The sequence below is a fragment of the Pseudomonas sp. GM80 genome, from assembly GCF_000282515.1.
In the GTDB taxonomy this organism is placed as follows: Bacteria; Pseudomonadota; Gammaproteobacteria; order Pseudomonadales; family Pseudomonadaceae; genus Aquipseudomonas.
In genome coordinates, this window is record NZ_AKJD01000184.1 from 1 (window position 1) to 24,164 (window position 24,164).

General features: G+C 60.8%; 23 protein-coding genes and 1 pseudogene. 10 read left to right on the plus strand and 14 right to left on the minus strand.

Annotated elements, in window-relative coordinates:
* Together PMI37_RS25090 and PMI37_RS25095 are read left to right on the plus strand one after the other, a co-directional pair.
* Nucleotides 1-491 (plus strand): phytanoyl-CoA dioxygenase family protein (locus tag PMI37_RS25090; protein ID WP_008086360.1); only part of this gene is annotated, 491 nt, incomplete at its 5' end.
* On the plus strand, nucleotides 491-1,489 hold the full coding sequence (locus PMI37_RS25095) for a zinc-dependent alcohol dehydrogenase family protein (protein WP_008086361.1): 999 nt from the start codon (nucleotides 491-493) through the stop codon (nucleotides 1,487-1,489). The genes PMI37_RS25090 and PMI37_RS25095, both read left to right, overlap by 1 nt.
* Nucleotides 1,490-1,603: 114 nt before the next feature.
* Here PMI37_RS25095 and PMI37_RS25100 read toward each other — a convergent pair whose 3' ends face one another.
* Both PMI37_RS25100 and PMI37_RS25105 read right to left on the minus strand, forming a co-directional pair.
* Entirely contained in the window at nucleotides 1,604-1,945 is a 342-nt protein-coding gene (locus tag PMI37_RS25100) for a hypothetical protein (protein ID WP_008086364.1), read from the minus strand.
* Nucleotides 1,946-2,031: 86 nt separating this feature from the next.
* Nucleotides 2,032-2,676: a class II glutamine amidotransferase gene (locus PMI37_RS25105; protein WP_008086366.1), complete on the minus strand. Its 645-nt coding sequence runs from the start codon at nucleotides 2,674-2,676 to the stop codon at nucleotides 2,032-2,034.
* 170 nt (nucleotides 2,677-2,846) lie between these two features.
* Between PMI37_RS25105 and PMI37_RS25110 the strand changes: the two genes are divergently transcribed.
* The 3 genes from PMI37_RS25110 to PMI37_RS25120 all read left to right on the plus strand — a co-directional run bounded on the left by PMI37_RS25110 (nucleotide 2,847) and on the right by PMI37_RS25120 (nucleotide 4,950).
* The gene (locus PMI37_RS25110) at nucleotides 2,847-3,095 is read left to right on the plus strand and encodes a hypothetical protein (protein WP_008086367.1); all 249 of its coding nucleotides are present in this window, start codon (nucleotides 2,847-2,849) and stop codon (nucleotides 3,093-3,095) included.
* Nucleotides 3,096-3,289: 194 nt separating this feature from the next.
* A complete protein-coding gene (locus PMI37_RS25115) occupies nucleotides 3,290-4,447 on the plus strand; it encodes a GGDEF domain-containing protein (RefSeq protein ID WP_008086370.1) in 1,158 nt (385 codons plus the stop codon).
* An 8-nt stretch (nucleotides 4,448-4,455) separates the two neighbouring features.
* A complete protein-coding gene (locus PMI37_RS25120) occupies nucleotides 4,456-4,950 on the plus strand; it encodes a PaaI family thioesterase (RefSeq protein ID WP_008086372.1) in 495 nt (164 codons plus the stop codon).
* Here the strand turns inward: PMI37_RS25120 and mug are convergent.
* A pseudogene (gene mug, locus PMI37_RS25125) lies at nucleotides 4,947-5,458 on the minus strand (G/U mismatch-specific DNA glycosylase). The gene PMI37_RS25120 and the pseudogene mug sit on opposite strands and share 4 nt — an antisense overlap.
* 130 nt (nucleotides 5,459-5,588) lie before the next feature.
* Here mug and PMI37_RS25130 point away from each other — a divergent pair.
* The gene (locus tag PMI37_RS25130; RefSeq protein WP_008086376.1) at nucleotides 5,589-6,038 is read left to right on the plus strand and encodes an HIT family protein; all 450 of its coding nucleotides are present in this window, start codon (nucleotides 5,589-5,591) and stop codon (nucleotides 6,036-6,038) included.
* A gap of 12 nt (nucleotides 6,039-6,050) precedes the next feature.
* Here PMI37_RS25130 and PMI37_RS25135 read toward each other — a convergent pair whose 3' ends face one another.
* Together PMI37_RS25135 and PMI37_RS25140 are read right to left on the minus strand one after the other, a co-directional pair.
* Nucleotides 6,051-6,491 carry a hypothetical protein gene (locus PMI37_RS25135; protein WP_008086377.1) on the minus strand — a complete coding sequence of 147 codons (441 nt, stop codon included), beginning with the start codon at nucleotides 6,489-6,491 and terminating at the stop codon, nucleotides 6,051-6,053.
* Nucleotides 6,492-6,743: 252 nt separating this feature from the next.
* Nucleotides 6,744-8,948 (minus strand): OsmC domain/YcaO domain-containing protein, encoded by a 2,205-nt coding sequence (locus PMI37_RS25140; protein ID WP_008086379.1) that lies wholly within the window; start codon nucleotides 8,946-8,948, stop codon nucleotides 6,744-6,746.
* A gap of 220 nt (nucleotides 8,949-9,168) precedes the next feature.
* Between PMI37_RS25140 and PMI37_RS25145 the strand changes: the two genes are divergently transcribed.
* Both PMI37_RS25145 and PMI37_RS25150 read left to right on the plus strand, forming a co-directional pair.
* Complete coding sequence (locus tag PMI37_RS25145) at nucleotides 9,169-11,793, plus strand: bifunctional diguanylate cyclase/phosphodiesterase (RefSeq protein WP_008086381.1); 2,625 nt, start codon at nucleotides 9,169-9,171, stop codon at nucleotides 11,791-11,793.
* A 235-nt stretch (nucleotides 11,794-12,028) separates the two neighbouring features.
* A complete protein-coding gene (locus PMI37_RS25150; RefSeq protein ID WP_008086384.1) occupies nucleotides 12,029-12,505 on the plus strand; it encodes a hemerythrin domain-containing protein in 477 nt (158 codons plus the stop codon).
* A 58-nt stretch (nucleotides 12,506-12,563) separates the two neighbouring features.
* On the opposite strand, the gene PMI37_RS25155 is transcribed toward PMI37_RS25150, so the two are convergent.
* The 9 genes from PMI37_RS25155 to PMI37_RS25195 all read right to left on the minus strand — a co-directional run bounded on the left by PMI37_RS25155 (nucleotide 12,564) and on the right by PMI37_RS25195 (nucleotide 22,175).
* Entirely contained in the window at nucleotides 12,564-12,764 is a 201-nt protein-coding gene (locus tag PMI37_RS25155; RefSeq protein ID WP_008086386.1) for a hypothetical protein, read from the minus strand.
* 101 nt (nucleotides 12,765-12,865) lie between these two features.
* Nucleotides 12,866-14,386, minus strand: a complete 1,521-nt coding sequence (locus tag PMI37_RS25160; protein ID WP_008086388.1) for an FAD/NAD(P)-binding protein — start codon at nucleotides 14,384-14,386, stop codon at nucleotides 12,866-12,868.
* A 63-nt stretch (nucleotides 14,387-14,449) separates the two neighbouring features.
* Nucleotides 14,450-15,637, minus strand: a complete 1,188-nt coding sequence (locus PMI37_RS25165; protein ID WP_008086390.1) for a pyridoxal phosphate-dependent aminotransferase — start codon at nucleotides 15,635-15,637, stop codon at nucleotides 14,450-14,452.
* Between the two features lie 23 nt (nucleotides 15,638-15,660).
* Complete coding sequence (locus tag PMI37_RS25170) at nucleotides 15,661-16,539, minus strand: acetaldehyde dehydrogenase (acetylating) (protein ID WP_008086392.1); 879 nt, start codon at nucleotides 16,537-16,539, stop codon at nucleotides 15,661-15,663.
* A 14-nt stretch (nucleotides 16,540-16,553) separates the two neighbouring features.
* A complete protein-coding gene (gene dmpG, locus PMI37_RS25175) occupies nucleotides 16,554-17,564 on the minus strand; it encodes a 4-hydroxy-2-oxovalerate aldolase (RefSeq protein ID WP_008086394.1) in 1,011 nt (336 codons plus the stop codon).
* 37 nt (nucleotides 17,565-17,601) lie between these two features.
* A complete protein-coding gene (locus PMI37_RS25180) occupies nucleotides 17,602-18,636 on the minus strand; it encodes an AbrB family transcriptional regulator (protein ID WP_008086397.1) in 1,035 nt (344 codons plus the stop codon).
* Between the two features lie 87 nt (nucleotides 18,637-18,723).
* Nucleotides 18,724-19,965, minus strand: a complete 1,242-nt coding sequence (locus PMI37_RS25185) for an ATP-grasp domain-containing protein (RefSeq protein ID WP_008086399.1) — start codon at nucleotides 19,963-19,965, stop codon at nucleotides 18,724-18,726.
* Nucleotides 19,966-20,124: 159 nt separating this feature from the next.
* Nucleotides 20,125-20,955 (minus strand): hypothetical protein, encoded by an 831-nt coding sequence (locus tag PMI37_RS25190; protein ID WP_008086400.1) that lies wholly within the window; start codon nucleotides 20,953-20,955, stop codon nucleotides 20,125-20,127.
* Nucleotides 20,952-22,175, minus strand: coding sequence for an MFS transporter (locus tag PMI37_RS25195; RefSeq protein ID WP_008086402.1), 1,224 nt, complete (start codon nucleotides 22,173-22,175; stop codon nucleotides 20,952-20,954). The genes PMI37_RS25190 and PMI37_RS25195 overlap by 4 nt, the downstream gene beginning before the upstream one ends.
* A gap of 95 nt (nucleotides 22,176-22,270) precedes the next feature.
* On the opposite strand from PMI37_RS25195, the gene PMI37_RS25200 reads away from it, so the two are divergent.
* Together PMI37_RS25200 and PMI37_RS25205 are read left to right on the plus strand one after the other, a co-directional pair.
* Complete coding sequence (locus tag PMI37_RS25200) at nucleotides 22,271-23,170, plus strand: LysR family transcriptional regulator (protein WP_008086404.1); 900 nt, start codon at nucleotides 22,271-22,273, stop codon at nucleotides 23,168-23,170.
* Between the two features lie 52 nt (nucleotides 23,171-23,222).
* A complete protein-coding gene (locus PMI37_RS25205; protein ID WP_008086405.1) occupies nucleotides 23,223-24,038 on the plus strand; it encodes a suppressor of fused domain protein in 816 nt (271 codons plus the stop codon).
* The last annotated feature ends 126 nt before the right edge of the window (nucleotides 24,039-24,164 follow it).

Consider the following 24,164-nt stretch of genomic DNA (forward strand, 5'->3'; position numbering starts at 1 on the left):
GGGAGCCGCTCGGCGGTGGCGGCCATCAGCCGCTGCATCGCGACCTGTCGGCGCAACGCCCCGGCGACAGGGTCAACGCCCTGGCGTATCTCGACGATTACGGCCCCGCTAACGGGGCGACACGCATTGTGCCCGGCAGCCACCGCCCCGAGCCGCAAGCAACGTCTCTGGACATCGATGACACCGGCGAGTGTGTGCAGCTATCGGGCTGTGCCGGGGACATTCTGGTTTTTGATGTCGACCTGGTGCATGCGGGCAGTTTGAACCTGAGCGGCGCACGTCGACGCACCCTGCTGATCAGTTATTGCGCGCAGACGCTCTATGCCTCAGAGGGGCAAACGGCGCCCTTGCGCGGGGTACGCATGGACACCCGCGAGCACTTTCAACCGTCGGATTTTGCCTACAGCCTGCGTCCCGTTTCAGGGGTCGACAAACCGCCCAGCCGCTACCAACATAGCGGCTTCTCTGAAAATGACAGCGAGGCAAGGTAATGAGCCAACCGACTATTCGTGCGTTGATCCTCGATGACTACGCCGACCAGGTCTTCCGTGAAGCGCACATCGACCGTCCTCAGCCGCAAGCTCATGAAGTGTTGGTGCGGGTCATCGCCAGTGGCGTCAACCCGATCGACTACAAGATCCGCTCCGGCAACGCGCCGTACGCCACGCCCGAGCTGCCGGCGATACTCGGCACGGACATGGCCGGGGTGATCGAAGCCGTGGGCAGCGACGTCACGCATTTTGCCGTCGGCGATGAAGTCTACGGCATGGTCGGTGGCGTACGCGGCTTGCCGGGCTCGCTGGCCGAATACCTCGCGGTGGATGCCGATCTGGTCTCGCGCAAGCCGAAAAACCTCGGGTTTCGTGAAGCCGCAGCGATTCCGCTGGTATTCCTCACCGCCTGGGAAGGTCTGGTCGATCGCGCCCACGTCCACGCCGGTCAGAAAGTGCTGGTGCATGGCGGCGCGGGCGGTGTCGGCCACATGGCCGTGCAAATTGCCAAGGCGCTGGGCGCGGAAGTGTTCGCCACGGTGTCGCCGGGCAAGCGCGCGATTGTCGAAGGTTACGGCGCCACGGCGATCGACTATCGCAACGAGTCGGTCGAGCACTACGTGAACCAGTACACCGGCGGCAAAGGTTTCGACGTGATCTACGACACCGTCGGCGGCAAGAGCCTCGACGATTCGTTTGCCGCGATTGCACTTTATGGCCACGTCAGCAGTTGCGCCGCGTTCGGCACCCACAACCTGGCCACCGGCTCACTGCGCAGTGCGACGCTGTCGGGGATTTTCGTGCTGTTGCCGATGCTCACCGGCACAGGCCGCAAGCACCACGCCGAAATTCTCGGTTATGCCACGCGGCTGATCGAAGAAGGCAAGGTCAAGCCATTGATGCATCCGCAGCGCTTCAGCCTCAGCGAAGCCCGCCAGGCCCACGATGCGGTCGAGCAAGGCACCGGCGTCGGCAAGGTCGTGATCGACATCGCCTGACCTGCGCAATTCCAAGGCAAAAAAAACCCCGCGACCGAATGAAGGCGCGGGGCAAAAAATTGGTTGGTTGCGGCCAACCAAAGGAGCTCTTTCACAGATGTGTACGGGGTTTAATCAGATGCAGTCCTGAGCGGCGCGTTCAAAACTCGAAGGCAGGTAGTTCGAAGCCAGCAAGTGACGCTCATAGAGGAACACCTTGCCGCCAGTACCGGCCTTGTAGGCTTCCAGCACGTTGTCGGCGGAAATCTTGCTCGGCACGACAATCCGGTAGCTGCGCTGGGTTTGCGAGACGGTCGGATTCAGCGCGCTGCCCTGCAGCTTCGGCACCACACAATCGGCGTATTGCGCCGGGGTCTTGCTGGTCTGCAAGGTCAGGGTCGGGTTGTTCGGCGCAGAGGCACAACCGGCGAGCAACAAGGAAGCAACGGCCATGGCAGGCACAAATAAAAGACGCATCGGCGTAATCCTGAATATAAAGGTTCGGTTCAACCGGCAACGGTTCAGCCTCACGGAGCCGCCGTTGCCATTTATGTTTTAAGTGTTCAGCTCGACGCCACCAGCGCCTTGAGCGACACATCGAATTGCTTTAACGCGGCAAATTGCAGGTCACGCTGCTTGTCGATCTGTGCAGCGATCGCCGGTGCGGCCTGGTTGTGCACCCAGACCGAAGGCAACTGCTGTTCCACCGCGCCTTCGGCCTTGCCGATGTATTGCAGGTCAGCGTCGTAGAACCGCGCAGTAAATCGCGCTTCCACCAGGCTGTTGCGTTGGGTCAGCAAGCGGCTGAAAGTATCGAGCTTGACCACGATGTCCGGGTGGGCCTGGACCAGCGCATCAAGGCTGTCGTAGACGGTCACCGACAAAAACTGTTGCTGCAGCGAACTCATCAACCAGTCAATGGCCAGTTCCGGATCGGAACTGCCGACGAAGGCTTCACGGATACGCGAGTCGAGCGCATCTTTTGCACCGTTGGCGGCCATCGCGTGGTAACGCTCAAGGTATTGCAGGTTCTCCAGGGTGTTCTCGCTGTACACCACACCCACCGTTTGCGAATGCCGCAAGGTTGCACTGCTGCCTTCGATGGGTTGCAGATGACACGACCGGGCTTCGTCTGCGTAGGCCGGTGCAGCGGCAACCGCTCCGCCCATCAGCAGGGCGACCAGAGCCAGTCGGGTCAAAGTGTTCATCGCGCAAATTCCTTGAGCTGCGTGTTCGATGGGGGCGATTTTCCGCCCATTGCCAACAAAGCAGAACTTGCGTTTATTGATGGTCACTATTACTTCTAGCAATAGTTGCGCGACTTACAGACTGATACACACTCACTACAACTAGAAAAACATGAATGAGGGCCCCCTCTTTGAGAACGTTCGACCTGATCCGAGACGCTGTCCTGCCCGACTTTCGCGAGCGAGTGGCGGAGTACCTGGTCCAGTACGAAAGCGTATTGCTGGACAAAAACCCCCAAGACCCGCAACTGATCCGCGACACCGCCCATCAGTTGCGCGGTTATCTGCGCGGTCTGAACACCACCCGGGTGTTGGGCATGGCGTACTGGGAAGAGCTGGATCGTCGGGTAGTGGACACCTGGCTCGCGCCGCAGCAATGACCGACTAGACTTGCCGACGGTCGAACCGCAGGTGTCCCGCTGAGCCAGTCCAGTGCGCCATCGGCGCGGCGGCGCATGCCGTTCGCGCCCGCCTCGCTGCCAGTGGTCTGCGCGGCAACACGGCCTCTGCGAAAAAACCCTGCAAACGCTTACAATCGCCCGTCTCACTGCCCCTCAGACAGGCTCGCCCAGAAATGCCGCTCGACCCGCCAACGATGCTGACCCTTTCCATCGCCCTCGCAGCCGCTGCCGCGCTGTACCTGGCGATCGAATGGCGGAGCATCCGTGAACCTTCGCTGCTGTTCTGGAGCGCCGGTTTCGCCACCATTACCGTCGGTTCCACCCTCGCCCTGCTGCGCAGCAGCGGCTTTTTGCTGATCGGCATCTGGTTCGCCAACGGCCTGCTGGTTACCGCGCACTTTCTGTTTCTGCTGGGCGTTGCGCGCTTCACCCAGATACGTCTGTCCCGCGGCTGGTACCTGATCTTCCTCACCTGGCTGGTGATGTTGTTATTGCCCGACGGGCCACTGTGGTCAAAAGTCATGCTCGCGGCCAACTCGCTGCTGGTGGCGCTGGCAACGCTCAAGGCGAGCACGCTGCTGCGCCCGCATGGCAAATCGCTGAGCGTGGGCGCGGTGCAACTGCGCTATGTGCTGCTGATTCACGGAAGCTTCTATGTCGCCAAGGCCCTGACGGTGGTCATCCCCGGCACGCTGATCGATCTGGCGGCATTTCGCGGCGAGATCATCCAGATTTCGCTGGTCGAAGGTGCCATGGCGATCATGTTGATCGCGCTGTCGATGACCGGCACCGAACGCTACCGCCGGGAAAAAGAGATCGCACGCCTCGCCGAACGTGACCCGCTGACCGCCCTCTACAATCGCCGCGCCCTGGAGAAACGCGCCGCGCGCCTGCTCGCCGACGTCTGCGCAGAACGCCCCGGCGCCCTGCTGCTGATCGACATCGACAACTTCAAACTGGTCAACGACCAATACGGCCATACCGCGGGCGATCGTCTGTTGATTGCATTGAGCGAAATGATCCGCTCGCTGCTACCGCGCAATGCATTGACCGCACGCCTGGGCGGGGACGAGTTTGTCATTCTGCTGGGCGGCGCCTCAAACGAGCGCATCGTCGAGCTGGGCAACAGCCTGCGCGAACAGTTTCTGCACACCACCTCACAGACATTCCCCACGCCCGAAGCCGTCACGTTGAGCATCGGCGCCAGTCTGTTCGAACAACCGCCCGCCAGCCTCACGGCGTTGATCGAACAAGGCGATATCGCGCTCTACGAGTCCAAACGCGGCGGTCGCAACCGCCTGCGCCTGACCGGGCTCCCCACACAAGGATGACCACCACCATGTCCAGCCTCGACACTTCCCTGCAAGACAGCGCCGCGCCAGAAGGCGTTTGCTATGGCTGCGGCAGCAGCAACCCCCATGGCCTGCACATCAAAAGCCACTGGCATGAAGATGGCGTGCACGTCCTCGCCGAGCACGTGCCAGACGCCAAATACTGCGGCTGGCCCGACCTGGTCTACGGCGGGCTGATCGCAATGCTGGTCGATTGCCACTCCAACTGGACGGCGATGGCCTACCACTACCGCGCCGAACAGCGCGAACCCGGAACGTTGCCGCGCATCGACTGCGTCACCGGCAACCTCGGCCTCAAGTTCATAAAACCGACGCCCATGGGCGTCACCCTGACCTTGCGGGCGAAAGTCGAAGGCGACGTCGGGCGCAAGACCCGGGTGATTTGCGAGGTGTTTGCCGGTGATGTGCTGACGGCGGTGGGCGATTCGGTGTTTGTGCGGGTCGACACCGCGCAACTGGCCGATGCTGCACATGGTCGCTAAGTATTGGTAACGACACGCAGCGCAGTGTAAGCGGCCACCAACTGCTCAAGCGAAAAGGCCAGATTGCGCCCGCTCGGGTTGGGCAGCACCCACACTGTCGCGCCACCGAACGTGGTGGCCTGCAAGCCCCATTGCACCTCACGCTGACCGGACAATGCGGCAAACGCTGCTTTGCCGAGGAACGCGACAAAACGCGGCGCGCAGGTTTCTATCTTCCGCTCGAAGCTTGGGCCGCCGCGGCAAACTCCGCACGGGAGAGCTGATCCGCCCGCGCCGTCGGGCGCTCTACCACTGCCGTTAGTCCGCAATCGTATTGAAGAATCGTCCGGTCATGCTCGGGTTTGATTTCCTCAGATGTGAAACCGGCCAAATGCAGCGTGCGCCAAAAACGATTACCGCGTCCGGCGAAGTGGTGGCCTTGCGCGGCGGCGATCAGGCCGGGATTGATGCCACAGAAAATCACTGTGAGATGATCGCGGAGGATGTCATCGAGTTGTTTGCAAGTCATCGTCGCTCTCAGTCAACAAACAAAAAGTAACGTTTTGCCGCACGCAGAATTTGGACCGCTGCAGCCGCCCGGCCAAACTGCGTGGCGTGATCCGGATTCCAACGCTCGACAACCTCATCAAGGACTTTGAATGTCACTTATCTCACAACGCGTCGAAATGGCCCGCAACGGCACCAACGACAAGGTCATCTGCCGCATGCCCTCGGGTTGGGCTGTCATGGGCGATGTGCAGTTTCTAACCGGTTACTGCCTGTTGCTGCCCGATCCCGTCGTCCCGAGTCTGAACGATCTGGATGCAGAAGCCCGCGCGGTTTACCTGCTCGACATGGTGCGTATTGGAGATGCCGTCTTGCAGGCCACCGGCGCCCAGCGCATGAACTACGAAATACTTGGCAATTCCGAGCCCGAACTGCATTGCCACCTGTTTCCCCGCTACGCCCACGAGCCAGACGACAAACGCAAGATGCCAGCCTGGTTCTATGACTGGAAGAACGCATTGCCTTACGATGAAAAAGAGCATGGCCGGTTGCGCAGTGAACTTGCCCGACTGCTCCAGACAGCAGGTGATCGTTCGTCGTAAGGCCAGAGCGCCCTACAGCGCCCGCTTTAGCACGGCAATCGACACCCGCGGCACGATCATCTTTTCGATCAGCGCGACCACCTCTTTGGCGCCATAGCAGCGAAACTTGACGCTGCCGGCATCGGTGTCCAGACGGATGATCTTGGTGAAGAAGCCGCCTTCATTGCTGACCTTGCGGATCATGCCGATCGGAATCTCGATATCCAGCGTACCGTCCTGAACCAGGCGGTTCATGGCATTGGCGTTGAGGTGAATGGCCGTCCGGGTCAGGACCATCGTCCCGCCAACCCACAAACCGCCATATGCGTGCTGGAAAGCCTCCATGACATGCGCCAGAACGCCGACATTGCCCGCACCAACGTCATCGTAAAACTCGCCGATCTCGTCGTAATTCACGTCAACGTCAGCCACAAGAAAGTTGACCAGTTTGGACTTCACTATGTTTTCCGCCATCTGCAGCTCTCCTTGATTTGAATCATTGCCCATCACCTTAGGCGCTTGGCGCAGATGCTAGCACTTGGCCTCCAATTGGACGAAGCAAAGGTTGGTTTGGTACTGCCGGATTGTGGGTTCGACTGATACATCGCAGCGCCTTCATCGTTAGCAGGTCTAGTTTCCACAGAGGTTCCGCAAGTCCGACATGATGTGTCACGGCAAAAATCAGGCATAAAAAAAGCACCCGAAGGTGCTTTTTTTACAGAGCATTTAACGCGACAAAGCCGTCACATTCGCCCGCGCCGTGTGCAGTTTCTGGTAGCTCTCGATCAAGCGCAAATGCCGGTCGAGGCCTTCCAGTTTCATGCTCGTCGGGGTCAGGCCGTAGAAGCGCACGCTGCCGTTGACCGAACCGATCGCCGCGTCCATGCGCTCGTTGCCGAACATGCGGCGGAAGTTGGCTTCGTAGTCTTCCAGTTGCAGATCCTCGTCCAGTTCCATCTCCAGCACCACGTTCACCGCTTGATAGAACAAGCCGCGCTCGACGGTGTTGTCGTTGTATTGCAGGAACGCTTCGACCAGATCCTTGGCCTGATCGTACTTCTGCAGTGCGAGGCAGATCAGCAGGCGCAGTTCCAGAATGGTCAGCTTGCCCCACGGCGTGTTGTCGTCGAACTCGACGCCGATCAGCGTGGTGATTTCGGTGTAATCGTCCTGCTCGCTGTTTTCCAGGCCTTGGGCGAGGTTGCGCAGGCCGACCTTGCTGAGGTTGTGCAGGTTGAGGATATCGGCACGGAATTGCAGGGCTTTGTTGGTGTTGTCCCAGATCAGGTCTTCGACCGGGTAGATCTCCGAGTAATCCGGCACCAGAATCCGGCAGGCCTTGGCACCGATATGCTCGTAGACCGCCATGTAGACTTCTTTGCCCATGTCTTCAAGGATGCCGAACAGCGTCGCGGCTTCTTCGGCATTGGAGTTTTCACCCTGGCCCGAGAAGTCCCACTCGACGAATTCGAAATCAGGCTTGTCGCTGAAGAAACGCCACGACACCACACCGCTGGAATCGATGAAGTGCTCGACAAAGTTGTTCGGCTCGGTGACGGCCTGACCCGAGAACGTCGGCTGCGGCAAGTCATTCAGGCCTTCGAAACTGCGGCCCTGGAGCAATTCAGTGAGGCTGCGTTCCAGCGCCACTTCCAGGCTCGGGTGCGCGCCGAACGAGGCAAATACGCCGCCGGTGCGCGGGTTCATCAGGGTCACGCACATCACCGGGAATTCACCGCCCAGCGAGGCGTCCTTGACCAGCACCGGGAAACCCTGCTCTTCCAGACCTTTTATGCCGGCGAGGATGCTTGGGTATTTTTCCAGGACTTCCTGCGGCACGTCCGGCAGGGCCATTTCGCCTTCAAGGATTTCGCGTTTGACCGCGCGTTCGAAGATTTCCGACAGGCACTGCACCTGCGCTTCGGCGAGCGTGTTGCCGGCGCTCATGCCGTTACTGAGGTAGAGGTTTTCGATCAGGTTGGACGGGAAGTACACCACTTCATTGTCCGACTGGCGCACAAACGGCAGTGAGCAGATGCCGCGCTGGGTGTTGCCGGAGTTGGTGTCGAACAGGTTCGAGCCACGCAGTTCACCGTCGCGGTTGTAAATCTTCAGGGTGTATTCATCGAGGATTTCGCTCGGCAACTCGTCTTTCGGCCCCGGCTTGAACCATTGTTCGTCCGGATAATGGACGAACTCGGCGTTGGCGATCTCTTCGCCCCAGAACTGATCGTTATAGAAGAAGTTGCAGTTCAGGCGCTCGATGAATTCGCCCAGCGCCGAGGCCAGCGCGCCCTCTTTGGTTGCACCCTTGCCGTTGGTGAAGCACATCGGCGAATGCGCATCGCGAATGTGCAGCGACCAGACGTTGGGCACGATGTTGCGCCACGAAGCGATTTCGATCTTCATCCCGAGGTCGGCAAGGATGCCCGACATGTTGGCGATGGTCTGCTCCAGCGGCAGGTCCTTGCCGGCAATGTGAGTGCCCGCGTCGGAACTTGAAGCTGGCATCAACAAGGCCTGCGCATCGGCGTCGAGGTTGTCGACTTCTTCGATGATGAACTCGGGGCCGGTCTGCACCACCTTCTTCACCGTGCAGCGGTCGATGGAGCGCAGGATGCCTTGGCGATCCTTGTCGGAGATGTCTGCCGGCAACTCGACCTGGATCTTGAAGATCTGGTTGTAGCGGTTTTCCGGGTCGACGATGTTGTTCTGCGACAGACGAATGTTCTCTGTCGGAATATTGCGGGTGTCGCAGTACAACTTCACGAAGTAAGCCGCGCACAAGGCCGACGACGCCAGGAAGTAGTCGAACGGCCCCGGTGCCGAGCCATCGCCCTTGTAGCGAATGGGCTGATCGGCGATCACCGTGAAGTCGTCGAACTTGGCTTCAAGTCGAAGGTTGTCGAGAAAGTTGACCTTGATTTCCATGCGGGATTACCAGAATACGGCTAAACGAATGGCGGCATTATCCGGTTTTTCAGCGGGAAGTCTTGTGCTTTCGGGATTCACCGCTGATCGGCAACCCAGCCTTTAACGGGCAAATTGCGGCGGGTTCACTACGCTTTTCAGGGAGTCGCGTAGAAGAATCTGAACATTGCGTACGCGCCAGGGTTCTAGATTCAACAGACAGCGGATCAAGGACGAGCACATGGACATTTCCAGCTATGCGGCGCCCCTTCCACCCCGGCAAAGCGCCGTCACCCGGCGTCTGGCCATCGCTGTCGGCGCGCTGTTCGTCACGGGGGTGGTGGCAGCGACCATCGCCCTCCTCGGCATCACCAACCGCCTCGACCGTGAGGACATCGACAAAACCCGGTTTTACTCGGCCCGCGCCCTGGAAAACCGCATCACCGCGTCGAAAAACTACATCACCAGCTACGCCAACTGGACCACGGCTTACGAGCACTTGAGCGGTGAGGTCGACACAGACTGGGCCTACACCGAGCAAAACATCGGCAAAACCCTGTTCACTACCGACGGCTACGACGGCGTCTTCGTGCTTGATCGCGAGCGCAGCAAATATGCCGTGGTGCGCGGGCAAATGGTCGATGCCGCCCTGTCGACATTCCTGCAACTGTCCACCACCGAACTGGTGGATCAGGTTCAGGGGCAAAGTGACCTGAGCCAGCCCGTCAGCCGCTACTCACTGTTCGAGGGCTGGCCAGCGCTGGTCTCGGCCGCCGCGATCATCCCCAATGATGAACGGCCGCTCGGTGACCCAAGGCAAACCTCGGTACTGGTGTTCATCGACAAACTGACGCCGACCAAACTGCGCCTGATCGGCAGCGGTTATGGCCTCAAAAACCTGACCCTGGCCCCGGATGAAACCCTCGCCCCCGACCGTCCCAGGGTGGCGCTGGACAGCACCGGATACAGCCTGATCGCCGACCTGGAACGGCCGGGGCAAAACCTGTTGTGGTCGTTGCTGCCAACTCTGGGCGCGACGATGCTCGTGCTGATGCTGCTGACCGCTTATTTCTTGCGCCATGCCCTGCGCTCCTCGCAATACGTCGACCAGAGTTTTCAGGTGATGCAGGCCTCGAATCAAGCGCTGGAAACCGCCAACCGTGGGCTTGAGGCCAGTGAAGAGCGCTTTCGCGCAGTGGCTGAAGCGGCCTCGGACTGGATCTGGGAAGTTGACCGCGACCTCTCGCTGACTTATTTGTCGGCACGCTTCAGCGAGGTCACCGGTTACCCGCAAACCCTGTGGCTGGGGCTAGACATCGGCCAACTGCTGTTCTGCGACACTACGCCGCTGGAGTTGTGGCTGCGCAAACTCGCCGAAGAAAGCAATGCCAGCGACTTGCGCTGCACCTACCGCGATGACTCCGGCCAACCACGGCATTGTCGTCTGTCCGCCCGTCCGATCTACGATAAACACAGCGTGACAGGCTATCGCGGCACGGCCAGCGACATCACCGACGAAGTCGCCGCCCACGCGCAAATTCAGCACCTGTCGATGCACGACGCGCTGACCGGCCTGCCCAACCGCAACAAGCTCGCGCGCTATCTGGATGACGCCCTGCTGCTCAAGGAACACGCGCCGGCGCTGGCGCTGTTGATGATCGATCTGGACAATTTCAAACCGATCAACGATTCACTCGGTCACCCGGCCGGCGACGCGGTGTTGCAGGAAGTCGCCGCGCGCCTGCGCGAATGCACCCGCGAACATGACATCGTCGCCCGGCTCGGCGGCGATGAGTTTGTCGTGGTGCTCAACGGCATGGACAGCCGCCACGAGATCGACAAGTTCTGCACGCGCCTGATCGGCAGCCTGCACCAGCCGATCGTCTTCGAGCATCATCCGCTGTACGTCGGCGCCAGCATCGGCATCGCCCTCAGCCGTCGCCACGGTTACGTGCCCAGTGAACTGATCCGCTACGCCGACATCGCGCTGTACCAGGCCAAGTCCGAAGGCAAAAACACCTGGTGCTATTTCGAAGCGCACATGAGCGACCAGATCCAGACGCGCCGGCAAATGGAAGATGACTTGCGCCATGCGCTGCAGCACGACGAATTCGTCCTCCACTATCAGCCGCGCTACAAGGTCGATGGCAAGCAGATTGTCTCGGTAGAAGCGCTGGTGCGCTGGCAGCATCCGAGCAAGGGCCTGCTCGGCCCGGACCTGTTCATTCCGCTGGCGGAGCAGACCGACCTGATTGTTCCGCTGGGCCGCTGGGTCTTGCGCGAAGCCTGCGAAACTGCGCTGGCGTGGCCGGAAGACATTCTGCTGTCGGTCAACCTGTCCCCCGCGCAATTTGCCGCCAGCGACGTGGTCGAGGAAGTCCGCGAAGTGCTGATCCAGACGCGCTTCCCGGCCAGTCGGCTGGAACTGGAGATCACCGAAAACGTCATGCTCAACGACACCGACGGCGCGCTGACCACCATGAATGCCCTCAAGGAACTGGGCGTGCGCCTGAACATGGATGACTTCGGCACTGGTTATTCATCCCTCGGCTACCTGCGTGCCTATCCGTTCGACGGGATCAAGATCGACAAGCGTTTCATCGCCTCGATCAGCAGCGGCACCAACGACCGCGCGGTGGTGCAAGCGATCATCGGATTGGGCAAAGCCATGGGCCTGACCGTCACCGCTGAAGGCGTCGAGACCGAAGAACAACTGGCGATTCTCGGCAAGGATCAGTGCAACGAAGTGCAGGGTTACTTCATGAGCCGGCCGATCGACAAGATCGCTTTCGCCGATCTGCTCAATACCTCCAGAGACCCGCATTCGGCAGGCTCGGCCACCAGCCGAAAAGGTCGCGTGACCTGAATGGCCGCTGTCCGCAAAAACGCTTTCGGCCACCTTCGCCACGGTTATTTGCAACCTCCTCCGGCCCCCTTTCATGCAGGCTGCATGACGGCCAATGGCCCCGTGCGCGCGGCACTACCGACTTAGACGCCTGCAGCGAGCAGCCAGGGTTGGCACGGCAAATGCGCAGCTTTACAGCGTTAGCGTGTCGAAAACGACCGCCCGTGTTTATGCCATGACAGCAGAGGAATACCCCATGAATGCCATCGACCTGCTCAAAGCCGATCATGAAAAAGTCAAAGCGCTCCTCACTCAGCTCAGCGAATCGACTGAGCGGGCCCTGAAAAAACGCATGGAGCTGTTGGGCAAACTGGAGATGGAGATTTCAATTCACACGCGCCTCGAAGAAGAAATCCTCTACCCCGCCTTCAAAGCTGCCGGCACCAAGGAACAGGACATCATGTACTTCGAAGCGAAGGAAGAGCATCGCACCGTCGACTCGCTGGTGCTGCCGGATCTGAAAATCACCGATCCGGGTTCCCCTGAGTTTGCGGGACGGGTCAAGGTCGTCAAGGAGTTGCTGGAACATCACATCGAAGAGGAAGAAACCGAAATGTTCCCGCAAGCGAAAAAACTCTTGGGCAAAGCCAAACTCGATGAGCTGGGCGCTCAAATGGAAGCCATGAAAGCCAGCTGCAAGAAAGAAATGGCGGCGGGCAACATGGCAGCGTAAACCTCACCCCTATGAGGCTCGGCCATTGGCCGAGCCTTTTTTATTGCCGCGCCCGGCGCTATTGCGTACCGGTGAAGACGCTGCCGGCATCGCGCACCAACTGGCGCCACTCGGCGCTGGTGATCAGCCCCTGCTCTTCCATTTCGTCGGCGGCTTTGAGCAACTCGTCGTATTGTTCTTCCGGGTCCAGGCGCATCTGCGATTGGGTTGCCAGTTTGCGCCATGCCGCCAGTGATTGTTTTTTTTGCTGATCGAACATAGGGACTCTCTCCTGAAGGCTCATTCGGTAGAGAGAGGTACGTTGACGACGTTCAGCGCAGTCGACGGGTGGCGCCGTGGTGCCTTGCAGTCAGGCTTTTTTCAAACGTGCTCTTCCAGGCGCTCCAGTCGCTGGGACTGCCCTTGCCACTGCATCGCGTCGGCACAGCGAAAGGCGTGGCGGCCGTTGATTTCCAGTGCCGAGGTGAAAAAGAACTGCCCGACCGTGAGTTCGCCCACCGCATAGATCTGCCGCGTGCCTGCGGCCCGGCCCTCAAGGCGATAGCTGTCGGGGTCGACGCAGATGCCGCCCATGGCATGCGCCGTGGCCGTGCCGTTCTTGATCAGCGCAGCGAGCAACGCCGAGTCCAACAGTTGCGCATCACGGGGGAAACCTGTGGCGTGAATCAGCCGATCGTAAACGTGCGCCCAGCCTGCGCCCTGCAATGTCAGGCCCTGCGCATCTGCCGGCGCTGAAGCAAACGCGCCGGCGACGAATTCGAGCTGACCGCTGCGCAGGTAGCTAAGAATCTTGCGTGCATTTTCGCTGGGGATCGACACGCGATAGGCCATGAAGAAGCTGAAATATTCGCTCATGAACCGCGCCTGCGCGCTGTCGTCCAGCGCCTGCCACACGTGTTCGATAAAGCCGTTGGTGGCATAGAGAATCGCCTGCCAGATGCGCGGCGCCCGGGAGACGTTGAGTTCGTCCTCGATAAAGCGCAGCACGTCCGTCGGCGGCGCCGGCATCGGGATCACCGCCGTGGTCGACGCCGGGTCATGCGCGGCCAGTTCCTTGCGAAACAGCGCAACCAGATCACTGATCTGCAGCGGCCCGTTTTGCGCAACCAGCGCACGCACGCCCTCGCGTGTCAGGTACTTGAGTTCGACGCGCTCCTGGGTGCCGCGCACCACCGAAAAATAGCCGCTGCGCGAATGCATGCGAATCGGCCCACGGTGCCCGCCCTCGATCAAGGCAATCACCGTGTCGATGGCGCTCAAACGCGCACCGATCACCGCCACGCGCTCGTCCGGGTCGATAACCCTGAGCAGGCGCGATACCGGATAGGGCGTCGGCAAGACGCGTGCATCGTGCCGAGCCGGATCGATTTTCTTGCCCAGCGGGCCACAGAACAACAAGACCTTTTGCGTGGCAATACTCACCCCGCAGCGCGTGCGCACGGTCTCGGTGCCGTCGATCGGATCGATGGCGCAGACTTCCGCGTGCATCAACACGATCTGGCAGCCGAGTGACGCGCCACGCAGGACGATTTTCCTGATCTGATGTTGCAGGTAGACACCGAACAATGCGCGCGGCGCAAAGCTTTCCGCCGCCGGTTGAAACGCGGGGAACGCGCTGCGCCAGGCGCTCGGGTGTTCTTCCAGCCAGCGTTGAAAATGCCCCGGCTGGTCGGGAAAAGGCGTGATGAAAGCGGTTTTGGTGTTGAGAATATTGCTCTGCAGGTCGGCTTCATAGGCGGCGCCCGGGCCAAAGTCCTGGCGTTTTTCGAACAGGTAAATCACCCCGGCCGGCGCGCTGCCGGCAGCGACGCGATCGAGATGGCGTTGCAGGAATGCGACAGCCGTCGCGCCGCAGCCGACGATTGCAAAGGCACTTTTCATCAAGGTATTTCCTTATAGTGAACCGCTTCCAACGTTGGCTTCAGCCGCCCTGCCCGCACACTGTCACTCGAGGGCGCTGAGGAACGCTTTCAAACGCACGGCGCCGGCCTGGACCTGCTCCGGATCGCCCGAATAGGACAATCGCGCATGGCCCGGCGCGCCGAAAAAACTCCCCGGAATCAGCGCCACGCCGTACGCCTCAAGCAGCACCGAGCAGAACGCCTCGTCGTCTGCGATCAATTGACCGCGCAACGATTTGCCCAGCGCTTGGCGGATGTCCATGAACAGATAGAACGCTCCCCCAGGCGGGCAAAACCGCAGATGGGGCGCGTCTTCCAGCGCGTTGAGCAACGCCTGGCGCTGCGCGGCCAAACGGTCTCGGGCGTCAAAGGAAAACCCCTGATCGCCGTTGAACGCCGCAGCTGCGGCAGCAGCGGGAATCGGCGGGATATTCGAGATCGAATTGGAGTTGAGCGTGGTTACCGCCGTGGCAATGCGCGCATCGGCCGCCAGCAATCCGACCCGCCAGCCCGGCATGCCATAGAGCTTGGAGACGCTGTCGATCTTGATGATGCGCGCGCTCAGGTCCGGTGCGACAGACAGCAGGTTTGGGCAACTGTCCATGTCGTAGACGAAGCGCTGATAGACATCGTCGGAGATGATCCACACGTCGTGCTTGCGCAAGACCTCGGCCAATTGCGCCAGCTCCTGCGCCGAATACACTGCACCGGTCGGGTTGCCCGGCGAGTTGAGCATGACCACGCGGACGTTGTGGGTCAGCGCCTTTTCCAGCGCCTGCGCAGTCATCTTGTAGCCGGTTTCGGCGGTACAGACGACGTTGACCACGCCCGCCCCGACCAGGTCGGCAATGTCGAAATAGGTCGGCCAGCACGGCGTCGAGACAAGGATCTCGTCGCCCGGGCAAGTGATCGCGCGCAAGACGCTGAACAATAGGTGCTTGGCGCCAAGACCGGCGACCAGGTTCTGCTTGGCGTAATGGGTAAATCCCTGCGCGTGCAGGTAACCCAGATACGCCGCGAGCAGCGCGTCGTCACCCTGGCTGGCGCCATAGCCGCCGGAATGCTCGCAGGCGGCTTTGACCGCCGCTTCGATGATGTGCGGCGCCGGCAAAAAGCCTGGCACGCCGATACCCAGGTCGATGACCGGGTGTTCGGTTTCCCTGACTTTTTGCGCAACACCGAGGATCGGGCAGAACCGCGCAAATTCAAGATCGGGCGAAAGAGCAGGCATACAAGTCTCTCCGTGAGCCGAGGTCAGGCAGCGCGTTCGGCGACGCGACCGCGCGCCATGAGGGCGGCCATGTGCGTCGCCGTGGCGGTGATGATGTCGAGGTTGCCGGCGCTTGGATCGAGAAAATCCCCCGCGCCTTCGACGCGCACCATGGTGAACAGCCGACCCTCGCTGTAATGCAGATCGACGATCACTTCATAACCCGGCACCGCTGACTGCACCTGACTTACCGCGCGCTCGACTTCGCGGCGTGTCGCGGCCATATCAATGTTTTCGATCAGCGCCGACACCGCGGTCTGCATGTACACATTCGGTTTGGCCGGGTTGATGTTGAGGATCGCCTTGACGTCGCCGCAGCCGGTGAAATGCTTCAGCGCATTTTCGGTGGTGGTGATGTAGTTGCTGAGGTTGCGGCGCGTCGCAGGACCTGCGCTTTCAGCGCTGATCGACGACACCACTTCGAGGTAGTGCAAACCCGGATTGGCCCGCGCGATGGCGGCGGCGAGCGGGATCGATGCCTGGCCGCCACACGTAATCATGTTGACGTTGGTCGCCTCGGTCAGCGCCAGGCCGTTGAGCGACGGCACGCACAGGCTGCCGAGCGAGGCCGGGGTCAGGTTGATGATCGCCTTGCCGGCGTCGATCAGGCGCGGCGCATGGATTTCATGGTCGGTCGCCGACGTGGCATCGAACACCACGTCGAAGTCGTTGATGCGCGCGAACAGGCCTTCGATGCCGTCAGCGGTGGTGGCGACGCCGCGCTCACGGGCGAACGCAAGGCCGGCCGATTGCGGCGAGCGCCCGGCCACCAGCGTGCAATCGAGATCCGGGTGGGCGAGTACTTTACAGAGGATGTCGCAGCCGATATTGCCGCTGCCGATAATCGCGGTTTTCAAAGTCATGTGGGGCTCCAGAGTCAGGCGACGGCGGGTTGAGAGAGGCGGCTGGCGACCGAAATGATCAGGTCTTCCTGACCGGCCACAGCGTTGCAACGGGCCAACTCTTCGTAGATTCTGCGCGGCTCGACGTGGAACTCGGCCGCCGCCCGGGCGACGTGCTTTTCGAAGCCGCTGCACACCCCGTAGAGGCCGCTGATCAGGTTGGCGGTCTTGACCACTGTCGGTGTCCTGACCGGGGTGAATTCTTCCAGGCTGTCGACGGCACGGCACAGCCCGAAGACGTCGACGCCGGTGTCGAACTGATAGCGTTCGAGGACGGCGCACAGCACTTCCAGCTGAGTATTGCCGGCACCGGCACCGAAGCCGCGCATGCAACCGTCAATGATGGTCGCCCCGGCCTGGGCCGCCGCCAGCGAGTTGGCCACTGCCAGGCCAAGGTTGTTGTGGCCATGAAAGCCCACCGGAATCGACAACTCACGGGCCAGCAGGCCGATTTTTTCGCGGGTGCTGTCCGGGTCGAAGTGCCCGGCCGAATCCATCAGCACCAGCGCGTTGGCGCCGTAGCCTTGTTGCTTCAAGGCTTCTTCGAGCAAGCGCTCGGCACTGGCCATGTGGGTCATCATCAGCACACCGTGGACGAACGCGCCTTTGGCTCGCGCATGTTCGATGTAGCTTTCGGTCACGCTGGCTTCAGTGCAATGCGAGGCGATGCGCAGCACCTCGACGCCGATGCTCAGGGCCGTGTCGATGTCGCTCAAGCGCGCAAAGCCGGGGATCATGTGAATGCCCAGTTTCGACTGCGTCAGGTTGGCCCGCGCGGTTTCGAGCATTTCCGTGTCTTTGTAACGTGCCAACCCCAGTTGCAGCGAAGATGCGCCCAGGCCGTTGCCGTGGCCGACTTCCACCACATTCAGCCCACAGCCATCGACGGCGCGGCAGTAGGTGGCGATGTCTTCAAGGCTCAGCGAATGGGACACCGCGTGATTTCCGTCGCGCAGCGTAGGGTCATGAATTGCAATAGCAGTCATCGAGATCAAATCCTTGTCATTCGAAGGTAGGCAGCCGTTATTGCTCGGGCTGAGGTTGTTCCTGCAACAGGCGCTTGGGCAAAAACACCGGGGAAATGTGGATGATCGACATCCGCACCACGTGGTTGAGCATGACGAAGGCCGGGTCGAGCTTGAGCAGCAGCGCGGCGGCGGTCATCACTTCGACGCCACCGGGCACCCACGACATGAACAGCGTGAGGAACGGTTTGCCGGTCAATTTGCTGAAGACGAACGCCACCAGCAGCGTCGTGCAGAACGTCAGCGCGGTGACCACCAGGCCGGCGCGGATGTAGCGCACGACATCTTTGAAGGTGATGTCCTTGAGGCGAATGCCGATCAAGCCACCGAGCAGGATCAGCGCGACGATGGCGAAAGGATCCGGCACGTGCAGATTGGCCTGCGGAAACGCGACATTGACCCCGGCCGTGCAAATCAAACCGGTGAGCATGTACGGCGCCGGCACATCGAAACGTTCCAGCAGATAACCGAGCGCCACGGCAGCAATCGCGGGCGGGATCACGCCCAGGTAGTTGTCCAGGGTGCCCAGCACCGGGGTGACGCTGTCGGCGTGGCCGCCGGCGATAATCGTCACCACGGCCAGCAGCGCGAGCAAGCGCACAATGTGTACGAACGCGATGCGCCCGGACGCCGGCCCCTGCTCGCCCGACACCGTCATCACCGCCGCCATCGCCCCGGGAATCGAGCCCAGCAGGCTTTCAATGTGGCCCCACTTCTCCATGCGTCGCAGCCAGTTGTAGCCGACAAAAATCTGCGTAGTCATGCAGATGACCAGGCCGACCAGAATGCTGAAGTCGCTCAATTCCTTGATCATCGAGCCAGTGACAATGGAGCCGACGCTGATGCCCAGCAGCAACTGAACCGTGGCCACGAACGGATACGGCATGCGCATCGGCACGCCGAACTTGCTCAACGCGGTCACCGCGCAAATCGCGCCGATCAAATCGCCGAGGGGAAATCCGGTCAGATAACCGAGCCATGCGCCGAGCGCCGCCACAGGAATCGGGATAAGGCTTTCGATCACTTTGTTCATGGGATATCCACTTTTCTGAGGGCGTGACCGTCCCGTCCAGCACGGGAAGGTCAGCTCAATTGATGTCGGAAGAATCGGCGCTGCGGTCTAGACCAGGGCAGCAACGGCGCTGGTGGACCAGTCGCAACTCTCGTGGAACCAGCGTTCGACCTGCTGCAGGTTGTCGCGCAGCTCAGCCTCGTTGCGCCCCGCCACAATGGCGTTGAGGATCTCCGAGTTGGTGAATTCCATGCTCGAATAAGACGTCATTTTCTTCGCCGAAATGCGGTATTCGAGAACGCTTGGCAACGTGCAGGTGTGCGGCACGTCACGCAGCAGACCGACACGCGGCGGGATGCTGATATGCCCGACCATCTGCAACGGCTCGACCATCGGCTCGGGGCGGTAGGTCGGATCCTGCAGCGCACGCAGGAAGCTCATGCGCGGATCGATGCCCCAGGCATGGGTCAGTTCCTGATTGAAGAACACCCCGCCCAACCGCGAAGCGATTTCACAGAGGACGATTTCACCGTTCTCGGCAACGAACAATTCCAGGTGAAACAGCATCGTCGGATCCGACGGTAAAACGTCTTCGACCAGCGAACGGGCGTACTGAACCAGCCGTTCGCGCAGCGGATTGCTCGCATCGAGCATGTGCAGGTCGTGGGACTTGCCGCCCAAAAAATCCAGCGCCGAGGTCATCACCCGCACCGGTGACACGAGGATCGGTTGCCCTTCGATGTACAAGCCGTTGACGATGTAATGGCTGCCGCGCACATAGCTTTCGATCATCAGGTTGTGGAAGGTGGTGGACGGACGCGCGGCCAGCCACTGTGTCAGTTGCCCAAGGTCCTTGAGCACTTGGACGCCGTTGGAACCACGACCATCGCGCGGTTTGACCACCACCGGAAAACCGTGGCGTTCGCTAAAGCGCACCGCTTCAGTAGCGTTGTGGATTTGCGCCATTTCGGCAATTGCAAAGCCACACTGGCGGGTCCGCTGTTTCATCAGGAACTTGTCCCGGTAAAACATCGCGCGTTCCTCCGCGCCTTGGGTGATGCCGAGGCGATCATTGATCCGCGCCACCCGCAACACGTCGATCTCGGCCAACGCCACGCACAGCGGCGCATGCAGTTCGCGGGCGATCTCATAGACATCGATCTCGACCAGCGCACTGTCATTGAAATTGTCGAAGAGCTGGAAGCGCACGCTCTCGCCCAAATGCGCGGCGATTTCCGCCATTCGCGACGTGCAGCTCAACAGGACGCCCTCACGCCCCAGCGCGGCAGACCAGCTGTCGGCGCTGTGCTGGAGAATAATTTTCGGCGGGCAAAAAACAATGAGCTGCATACGGCCTTCCTTGCGATCTTCCGGGGTTTGTCGAACTTCGGACCGGCCAGTACAGGCCGGTCCTTGGCCACAACATCTTGATAAAAACCTGCGCTGCAGGCCAATACCGATTCCGTCGTTATTGATACTTTTCAGAACGTTTCAGCGATTTTCGGTCACTTAAACCAGATGTTCCGCGCAATCGCGCATGACCGTGGCCTTGCGTTGCAGGTACTCGCTGAAGATTTCCTGCGCCGCCGCCTGAACCACGGCGATGCCCATGACATCGACGAATTCCTCGACCGCTGCCACCGCGTGAGCGAAGTGATTGCTCTCGGTGCCACCGGTGTGCACGGTCACCCAGGCGACTGTCGAACGCACCTTCGCGGCCGGCACGCCCATGTCGCGCTCGAACCATTGCTTGAACAGCGGATGAATGAATTCGACTTCGCCGTGGGTGTAGACCTCATGCACCAGTGTGGTCAGCAGGCCTTCCAGCAGATCGCGATCGCGCAGGCGTCGGCTGTCCGCCCAGTCCTTGAAGGCTTGTGCCGACGGCAGGCAGTTTTCCTTGAGCAACCATTGATCGTCGCCGCAGATCGGCGTGGCCATGTTGTAGAACAGCTCGGAGTGCAGAATGTTGCCCAGCGCGCCGAGGTCTTCGTCGGTGATCCGTTGCAGGCTGCTGCACACTTGATGCAGCCGTTGCGCCGCCTCCCCGCCCTGCTCCGAACGCGCGAGCAAGGTGATCCGGTTGGCCAGCCCCGAGACGCTGGCGGCCGAGTTGTTGGTTTTCGACCAACTGCCGAAGAATGTGCGCAACGGCACGGCATTATGGCGACGCGAAGTGAGCAACTGGAACGACGCTTCGATGTCCAGCAGGGCCGCCTCTTCGCTGCGGAATGTCGCCACCAGCGCCTGCTTCAAAACACCGTCCGGCATGTCCTCGAGCACCGGCTCGATCACGTTCAACAACTGGCTTTGCAGCGTCTGCAGGTTACTCACGGTCATCTCACTTTTTCCTTGTTGGATGTTGAATCGAGCGCGTTCAGCGCGTGTGGGCCGGCGATCACCGGCAATGCAGAGACTTTCCAGCCGCTGCGGATCACCAGCAGTGGCAGCACCTGGAACATCACAATCAGCGCAATACAGGCCGGCCAGCCACCCAGCTCCCACAGCGTGCCCGGCACGAAAGCGCCGAAGCTGCCACCCAGGTAATAACTGGTGAGGTACAGGCCGACGGCGCCGGCCTTGTCTTGCCGGGCGTGGGCGGTGATAAACGCATTGGCGGCGGCTTGTGCGAGGAACACCCCGGTGGAGCTGAGCGCCAGACCCAGGACGATCAGCCACAAGGACGACGTCAGCGTCAGCAGCGAGCCGGTCACTCCAAGGCACGCCGCCACTTTGATCAAATCGCTGCGCGGCCGCGCTTTACCGAGGCGCCCGGCAACCGGCACCACCACCAGCGCCAGCAGAAAGACTGAATAAATCGCCCCAAGCTCACCGGTGCTCAACGAAAACGGTGCATGACTGAGGTGCAAGCCGACGTAGGTAAACATCGCGATTTGCGCAAACAGCACGCAAAAGCCCACGGCATAAGCGGCCAGCAACGGCTTGCTGAATCGCTCGCTGGGCATTGATTTGCGATCAGCGGAACTTTGCACCGGCGCGGGTGGATTGCGCGGTAACAACCAGGCAATCGCCAAGCCGAGAATCAGGCTCAGCCCGGCGAGCAATGCCAGCGCCATACGCCAATCGGCAAGCTCGGTGGTCCAGCCGGTGAGAAAGCGTCCGCAAAAACCGCCCAGCACGGTGCCGGCGACGTACACGCTGGTCACTTCCGTGACCGCGCCGTCCTTCCAGCGCACGCCGATGTAGGCAATGCTGGTGGCGAACACCACCGGAATCAGCATGCCTTGCACGGATCGCCAGAGTAGAAACTCACTGAAACTGCCGGCCCATGCGGCCAATAACGCCGGCAGCGCCAAAAGGATAGCGGCCAGGGCGATGACCCGGTGCTGCTCGGCCCGCGCACTCAATCGACCGACAAACAGCGCCGTCAGGGCGACGGCCAGGGTGGTGACGGTAATGCTCCAGCTGGCTTGCCGGGCCGACACGTCAAAGTCAGCGGCCAGCTCGTTGAGCAGGCCTTGTGTGGCATAAAGGTTGATGAAAGCCGCGCATCCCGACAGAAACAAGGCGACCCGAGGACAAAACACGCGAGGATTCATAAGAAAAGTTCGTAATGATTTCAAACACTTTTATAAGATGGGCTGTCGAAACGATCCAATACCTATTTCCGACCGATTGATACCCAAGGATGAACATGATCGATCTGCGCCGTCTGCGTTACTTCCTGGTCGTCAGCGACGAACTGCACTTTGGTCGTGCCGCCGCGCGCTTGCACATCGCCCAGCCGCCGCTGACTCGACAGATCTCGGCACTGGAAACCGAATTAGGTTTTCGCCTGTTCGATCGCAGCACGCGCAACGTGACGCTGACGTCCGAGGGCCGGCACTTTCTGCCCTACGCCCGGGCCGTGCTGGAACAGGTCGACCTGACCGCCACCATCACCAGCAAACTGGCAGCGGGTTCAGCCGGCCATCTGGCGGTGGGCTATGCGAGTTCGATTGCGCTGTCGGACATTTTCAGCCAGACCATCCAGACCTTCTGTTCGTCGTACCCGGATGTGCAACTGACCGTCGAAGAAGGCGCGTCCAGCACGCAATGGGCGCAGATCATCGAGGGCCGCCTCGACATCGGCATGAGCCGCATGCAACCGCCCGGCGATGATTCCGAGGTGCAGGCGATCTGCCTGGACAACGAACCGCTGGTGGCTGCGATTGCCAGCGACAGCCCGCTGGCGCAACAGGATCAGGTGACCCTGGCCGAGTTGAGCGCGTACCCGTTGATCGCCTTCCCCAGCGATTATGGCTCGGGCCTGAACGACATCATCGCGGCGCTGTACCACCGCAACGGCCTGACCCCGCTGCCGGCACCGACCGGTAAACAGATCACCTCGATCATCGCGCTGGTCGCTGCCGGCCGTGGCGTGGCGGTGGTACCGCAATGCACGCAGACCCTGGTGAAACGCGGCGTGACCTATCGCCCACTGGCCGAACCGGGTGCGACGGCGCCTTTGCTGGTGCTGACGCGCAAGCGCGAACGCAGTCCACTGGTGAAGGCGTTTGTCGAGGTGATTGAACAGACGTTACGGGCGAAGTGATCAGGCCTTATGGCACACTTCGCCGCTGATTTTTACCTTGCAAGGAACGCCCGTGGAATTCTTTAAAAAGCTGTTCGCCTCGAAGAAAAAACCCGAGTTGCCGTCGGCACAACCCGTCGACGAATCGTTCTCGGAGCTCGACCTGAGCGAGGCGGAAAAAGCCAACCTGGCGGCGCGTGAAGCCAGCCAGGCGTGCCTTGATCGGCACTGGAATGCGGTCGGTGTGAGTGAGCGCGATGTGCTGGGCTACATGATCAGCCCGAGCTTCATGGGCGGCCCGGACTGGCCGTCGACCCGGCAGGCGTATCGCATCGTGCGCCGTGGTGATTCGATCATTCTCGCCAGCGAGGGCCTGTCGGACCCGTTCGATGATCCTGAAGAGCGGAGCAATGGTTTCGAGATGGAATTGTTCGTCGAAACCGCCGACATTCCCGAGCATGCACGCGGTGCGCTGGGCGATGTCGCCCCGCTCCAGCAAAGCTGGGCCTTTGAAATGCTCAAGCACATCGCCGCGACGGTGGCGAACGCTGGCGGCATCACCGGCCAGTTGCAACAGTACGGCGCACTGTCGCTGGAGCTTCCGGGGTTCAGTCAATCGCATTACATGAGCGATCAGTTGCCTGCACAGTTCGTCACCGAGGACGACATGGTCGGCGTCCTGCTCGGCGCGCCGCAGCCGGACTTCCCGACGCTGCTGGAAGACATGCCGCTGTCGCCGGTAAAACTGGTGCCGGTGGTGCTGATCACCGCCGCTGAACTGGAATACGTCCGCGCGGGCGGGCAAACCGCGCGCCAGGACCTCATTGCGCGATTACAGGCAGCAGGCGCCGGCCACCTCAGCAACCTCAACCGCGCCAGCGTCGTCTAACCGAAAAAACCTCCCCCAAAAGCACGTCGAATTTTTCCGCAAGACCGGTAGGAGCTGCCGAAGGCTGCGATCTTTTGATTTTGTTTTTCAGGATCAGGGTCAAAAGATCGCAGCCTTCGGTAGCTC

Bases quoted from the DNA above. Each gene is read 5' to 3' on its own strand.
- PMI37_RS25095 (WP_008086361.1), top strand. From the start codon at position 491: ATGAGCCAACCGACTATTCGTGCGTTGATCCTCGATGACTACGCCGAC.
- PMI37_RS25100 (WP_008086364.1), bottom strand. From the start codon at position 1,945: ATGCGTCTTTTATTTGTGCCTGCCATGGCCGTTGCTTCCTTGTTGCTC.
- PMI37_RS25105 (WP_008086366.1), bottom strand. From the start codon at position 2,676: ATGAACACTTTGACCCGACTGGCTCTGGTCGCCCTGCTGATGGGCGGA.
- PMI37_RS25115 (WP_008086370.1), top strand. From the start codon at position 3,290: ATGCCGCTCGACCCGCCAACGATGCTGACCCTTTCCATCGCCCTCGCA.
- PMI37_RS25120 (WP_008086372.1), top strand. From the start codon at position 4,456: ATGTCCAGCCTCGACACTTCCCTGCAAGACAGCGCCGCGCCAGAAGGC.
- PMI37_RS25130 (WP_008086376.1), top strand. From the start codon at position 5,589: ATGTCACTTATCTCACAACGCGTCGAAATGGCCCGCAACGGCACCAAC.
- PMI37_RS25135 (WP_008086377.1), bottom strand. From the start codon at position 6,491: ATGGCGGAAAACATAGTGAAGTCCAAACTGGTCAACTTTCTTGTGGCT.
- PMI37_RS25140 (WP_008086379.1), bottom strand. From the start codon at position 8,948: ATGGAAATCAAGGTCAACTTTCTCGACAACCTTCGACTTGAAGCCAAG.
- PMI37_RS25145 (WP_008086381.1), top strand. From the start codon at position 9,169: ATGGACATTTCCAGCTATGCGGCGCCCCTTCCACCCCGGCAAAGCGCC.
- PMI37_RS25150 (WP_008086384.1), top strand. From the start codon at position 12,029: ATGAATGCCATCGACCTGCTCAAAGCCGATCATGAAAAAGTCAAAGCG.
- PMI37_RS25155 (WP_008086386.1), bottom strand. From the start codon at position 12,764: ATGTTCGATCAGCAAAAAAAACAATCACTGGCGGCATGGCGCAAACTG.
- PMI37_RS25160 (WP_008086388.1), bottom strand. From the start codon at position 14,386: ATGAAAAGTGCCTTTGCAATCGTCGGCTGCGGCGCGACGGCTGTCGCA.
- PMI37_RS25165 (WP_008086390.1), bottom strand. From the start codon at position 15,637: ATGCCTGCTCTTTCGCCCGATCTTGAATTTGCGCGGTTCTGCCCGATC.
- PMI37_RS25170 (WP_008086392.1), bottom strand. From the start codon at position 16,539: ATGACTTTGAAAACCGCGATTATCGGCAGCGGCAATATCGGCTGCGAC.
- dmpG (WP_008086394.1), bottom strand. From the start codon at position 17,564: ATGACTGCTATTGCAATTCATGACCCTACGCTGCGCGACGGAAATCAC.
- PMI37_RS25180 (WP_008086397.1), bottom strand. From the start codon at position 18,636: ATGAACAAAGTGATCGAAAGCCTTATCCCGATTCCTGTGGCGGCGCTC.
- PMI37_RS25185 (WP_008086399.1), bottom strand. From the start codon at position 19,965: ATGCAGCTCATTGTTTTTTGCCCGCCGAAAATTATTCTCCAGCACAGC.
- PMI37_RS25190 (WP_008086400.1), bottom strand. From the start codon at position 20,955: ATGACCGTGAGTAACCTGCAGACGCTGCAAAGCCAGTTGTTGAACGTG.
- PMI37_RS25195 (WP_008086402.1), bottom strand. From the start codon at position 22,175: ATGAATCCTCGCGTGTTTTGTCCTCGGGTCGCCTTGTTTCTGTCGGGA.
- PMI37_RS25200 (WP_008086404.1), top strand. From the start codon at position 22,271: ATGATCGATCTGCGCCGTCTGCGTTACTTCCTGGTCGTCAGCGACGAA.